This is a genomic window from Pseudomonas agronomica (genome assembly GCF_025917275.1).
GTDB classification, from domain to species: Bacteria; Pseudomonadota; Gammaproteobacteria; order Pseudomonadales; family Pseudomonadaceae; genus Aquipseudomonas; species Aquipseudomonas agronomica.
The window spans coordinates 1-3,564 of the sequence record NZ_JAOSHO010000500.1 but is presented as its reverse complement, the minus strand read 5'-3'; the positions used below and the strand labels follow the sequence as shown (position 1 = coordinate 3,564).

Annotated in this window: 3 protein-coding genes; all 3 read left to right on the top strand. The window is 60.3% G+C overall.

The features are described from left to right. On the top strand, positions 1-333 hold a 333-nt coding region (locus tag OC610_RS23425; protein WP_408636634.1), incomplete at its 5' end, for a cytochrome-c peroxidase. Further along, positions 330-2,129 carry a DAHL domain-containing protein gene (locus tag OC610_RS23420; RefSeq protein WP_264431209.1) on the top strand — a complete coding sequence of 600 codons (1,800 nt, stop codon included), beginning with the start codon at positions 330-332 and terminating at the stop codon, positions 2,127-2,129. The genes OC610_RS23425 and OC610_RS23420, both read left to right, overlap by 4 nt. Further along, positions 2,126-3,532 carry an ATP-binding protein gene (locus OC610_RS23415; protein WP_264431208.1) on the top strand — a complete coding sequence of 469 codons (1,407 nt, stop codon included), beginning with the start codon at positions 2,126-2,128 and terminating at the stop codon, positions 3,530-3,532. The genes OC610_RS23420 and OC610_RS23415 overlap by 4 nt, the downstream gene beginning before the upstream one ends. Positions 3,533-3,564: the final 32 nt, after the last annotated feature.

Below are 3,564 nucleotides of genomic sequence, written 5' to 3'. Positions count from 1 at the left end.
CACCAGGGTGTGAACATCGGCGGCAACATGTTCCAGAAGTTCGGCGTCATGGGCGACTACATCGGGGACCGCGGCAACCCCACCCGGGCTGATGAAGGGCGTTTCAACGTCACGGGCGACGAAGCCGACCGCCAGGTGTTCAAGGTCCCCAGCCTGCGCAACGTCGCACGCACCGCACCGTATTTTCACAAAGGTTCCGCCCCTACCCTGGAGAAGGCGGTGGAGGTCATGTTCAAGTACCAACTGGGCCGCGAGCCCCAGAAGAACGATACCGAGCTGATCGTCGAGTTCCTCAAGACCCTGACCGGTGAATGGGAGGGCAAGCCGCTATGACCCTCTCCCGCCGCCTCGGCCTGGCTTTCATCGGTGTATTGCTGGCTTCGATCCTGTTGTTCATGTACATCGAATCCGGTGCCCAGCAGGCTGCCTCGCACATCGAATCCAGGGACCTGATCCGCGTGCTCAAACAGCAGGACGCCGTCTGGGACAACGAAGTGCTCAAGGCCCGCGTCGCCCTGAGCCACAACTACGACCCGCTGGTCTCGCCCCTGCACGAGATGACCCGGCTGTGGCAACGCCTGGACGTCATCGAGTCGGAACCGGGCCGCCATGCGCCCTCGTTGTGGGACACCCAGCGCGACGAGTACCTCAAGGCCGTCAAGGAAAAAACCCGTCTGGTGGAGCAGTTCAAATCCCACAACGCGGTATTGCGTAACTCGCTGGCTTTCCTGCCTACGGCCGAGGACGACATCCAGGGCCAGTTCGCCCGGCTCTCCGACGCCGACAGGCTGCAACTGCAAAACGTCGCCATCGACACCTATGACCTGCTGCTCAGCAGCCTGGAGTTCGCCCAGGTCACCACCGAGGACCAGGCCGCCGAAATCCTGCTGGGGCTCAACCGCCTGGAGGTCAACCGCGACCGCCTGCCCGACGGGCTGCAAGGTTCCATCGATATCCTGCGTCGGCACATCGCGCTGATCCTGCGCGAACAACCGAAGGTCAATGAACTGCTGCAGGGCATCGAAGCGATTCCGTTGGCGGCTCGCCTCGACACGATTACCAACCTGCTCGATACCGACCAGGAACAAGCCGCCGCCAAGCATCAGCGCAACCACATTTTCTTGCTGCTCTTCGCCACGTTCCTGGTGCTGATTTTGATCTGGCTGGCGATCCGGCTGATCCGCAGCTTCGCGGAAATCAAGCGGGTCAACAGCGCCCTGCAAACCGCCAACGACGAACTCGAACAACGGGTCGAGGAGCGCACCCGCCAGCTCAAGGACACCCAGAGCGAACTGATGGACACCGCCCGCCAGGCCGGCATGGCGGAAATCGCCACCAACGTGTTGCACAACGTGGGCAACGTGCTCAACAGCGTGAACATCTCGGCCGACCTGGTCAGCCGCAAGCTGCGCAGCAGCAAGGCCCTGGGGCTGGGCAAGGCGATGAACCTGATCAACGAGCACAGCCACGACCTGGGGCATTTCCTCACCGAGGACGAAAAAGGCAAGCTGCTGCCCGGCTACCTCAATCAATTGGTGGAAGCCATCGCCGTGGAGCAACAAGGCCTGACCGACGAACTGGCGCAACTGAGCAAAAGCGTCGATCACATCAAGGACATCGTCTCCACGCAGCAATCCTACGCGGGCGCCAACACCCTGATGGAACCGCTGGTGGTCAGCGAACTGCTCGAAGATGCCCTGCGCATGAACTCCGGCGCCCTGACCCGCCACCATGTGACGGTGATCAAGGAATACGGCGAGGTGCCACGGATCATGGGTGACAAGCACCGCTTGCTGCTGATCCTGATCAACCTGATCAGCAACGCCAAATACGCGATGGCCGGGGTGTCCAACCATGCGCGGAACATGACACTCAAGGCCACGGTCGTAGACGAAGAGCTGCAAATCAGCGTGAAAGACGAAGGCGAAGGCATCCCGGAGGAAAACATGACACGCATCTTCGCCCACGGCTTTACCACCCGTAAGGACGGCCACGGGTTCGGCCTGCACAGTTGCGCACTGGCAGCGATTGAAATGAACGGCCACCTCACCGTACACAGCGAGGGGCCCGGGACCGGGGCAACATTCGTACTGCAACTGCCCTTGAAACTCGCAGAAGGTGAGCCATGAATAGCATGAGCAACCGGCGCATCCTCTTGATCGACGATACGCCCGCCATCCATGACGACTTCCGAAAGATCCTGACGCCTGAAGACGAGAGCAACGCCGAACTGCAGGACATGGAGAGCGCACTGTTCGGCGAAGCGCCGAAAACCGTCACCACGGTGTTCGAACTGGACTCGGCCTATGGCGGCCAGGAGGGCCTGGGCAAATTGCAACAGGCCCTGGCAAAGGAACGCCCTTATGCGCTGGCGTTTGTCGACATGCGCATGCCGGAGGGCTGGGACGGCGCCAAGACCATCGAGGAGCTGTGGAAAGTCGACCCGCAACTGCAAGTGGTGGTCTGCACCGCCTACTCGGATTATTCCTGGGACGAACTGCTCGACCGCCTGAACGGCCATGACCGGCTGCTGATATTGAAAAAACCCTTCGATAACATCGAAGTCCAGCAGATGGCCAACACCCTGACCACCAAATGGGAAATGACCTCCCGTGCCCGTTTGAAAATGAACAAGCTCGAAGACCTGGTGGAACAGCGCACGCTGGCGTTCAAGCAGGCCAGCGAACTGCTGCAGATGGAAATCGACGAGCGCAAACTGCTCGAGACCCAACTGGTGCAGTCGGAAAAACTCGCCTCGCTGGGTCAACTGGCCGCCGGCGTCGCCCACGAAATCAACAACCCCATCGGTTTCATTTCGTCCAACCTTGGCGCCCTGGGGGGTTATTTCAGCAAACTCGAGGAAATGCTCCAGGCCTACGGCAGCGCCGAGCAAGCCATTGCCTCGCCGGAACTGGTGATGAACTTGAAGAGCCTGCGCCAGGAGGTGGAACTGGATTTCCTGGTCGAAGACATTCCGGTCCTGATCAAGGAGTCCAAGGACGGCATCGCCCGCGTCGGGCAGATCGTCAAGGACCTCAAGGACTTCTCCCGGGTCGACTCCAGCCAGGAATGGCAGATGGCGAATTTGCAGCAAGGCATGGATTCGACCTTGAACATCGTCGCCAACGAGATCAAGTACAAGGCCGACGTGGTCAAGCAATACAGCCCGTTGCCGGAAGTCGAATGCCTGCCGTCGCAGATCAACCAGGTGATCATGAACCTGATCGTCAACGCCGCCCAGGCCATCGGCCCGGAACGCGGCACCATCACCCTGCGCAACGGCGTCGAAGGCGACAACGTCTGGATCGAAGTCGCTGACAACGGATCCGGCATCCCACCGGAAACCCTGCAGAAAATCTTCGACCCGTTCTTTACCACCAAGCCCATCGGCCAAGGCACGGGGCTTGGGTTGTCGTTGTCCTACGGCATCGTGAAGAAACACAACGGCGAGATCACGGTGAGCAGCGAAGTGGGCGTGGGGACGACGTTCCGGGTGGAATTGCCGGTGCGGCAGATGAAATTGGCGGGGTGAGTAACACCGGCCTGATCGATTCTGGTTCAAAT

Coding starts and splice junctions, on each gene's coding strand:
- OC610_RS23420 (WP_264431209.1), top strand. CDS start 330: ATGACCCTCTCCCGCCGCCTCGGCCTGGCTTTCATCGGTGTATTGCTG.
- OC610_RS23415 (WP_264431208.1), top strand. CDS start 2,126: ATGAATAGCATGAGCAACCGGCGCATCCTCTTGATCGACGATACGCCC.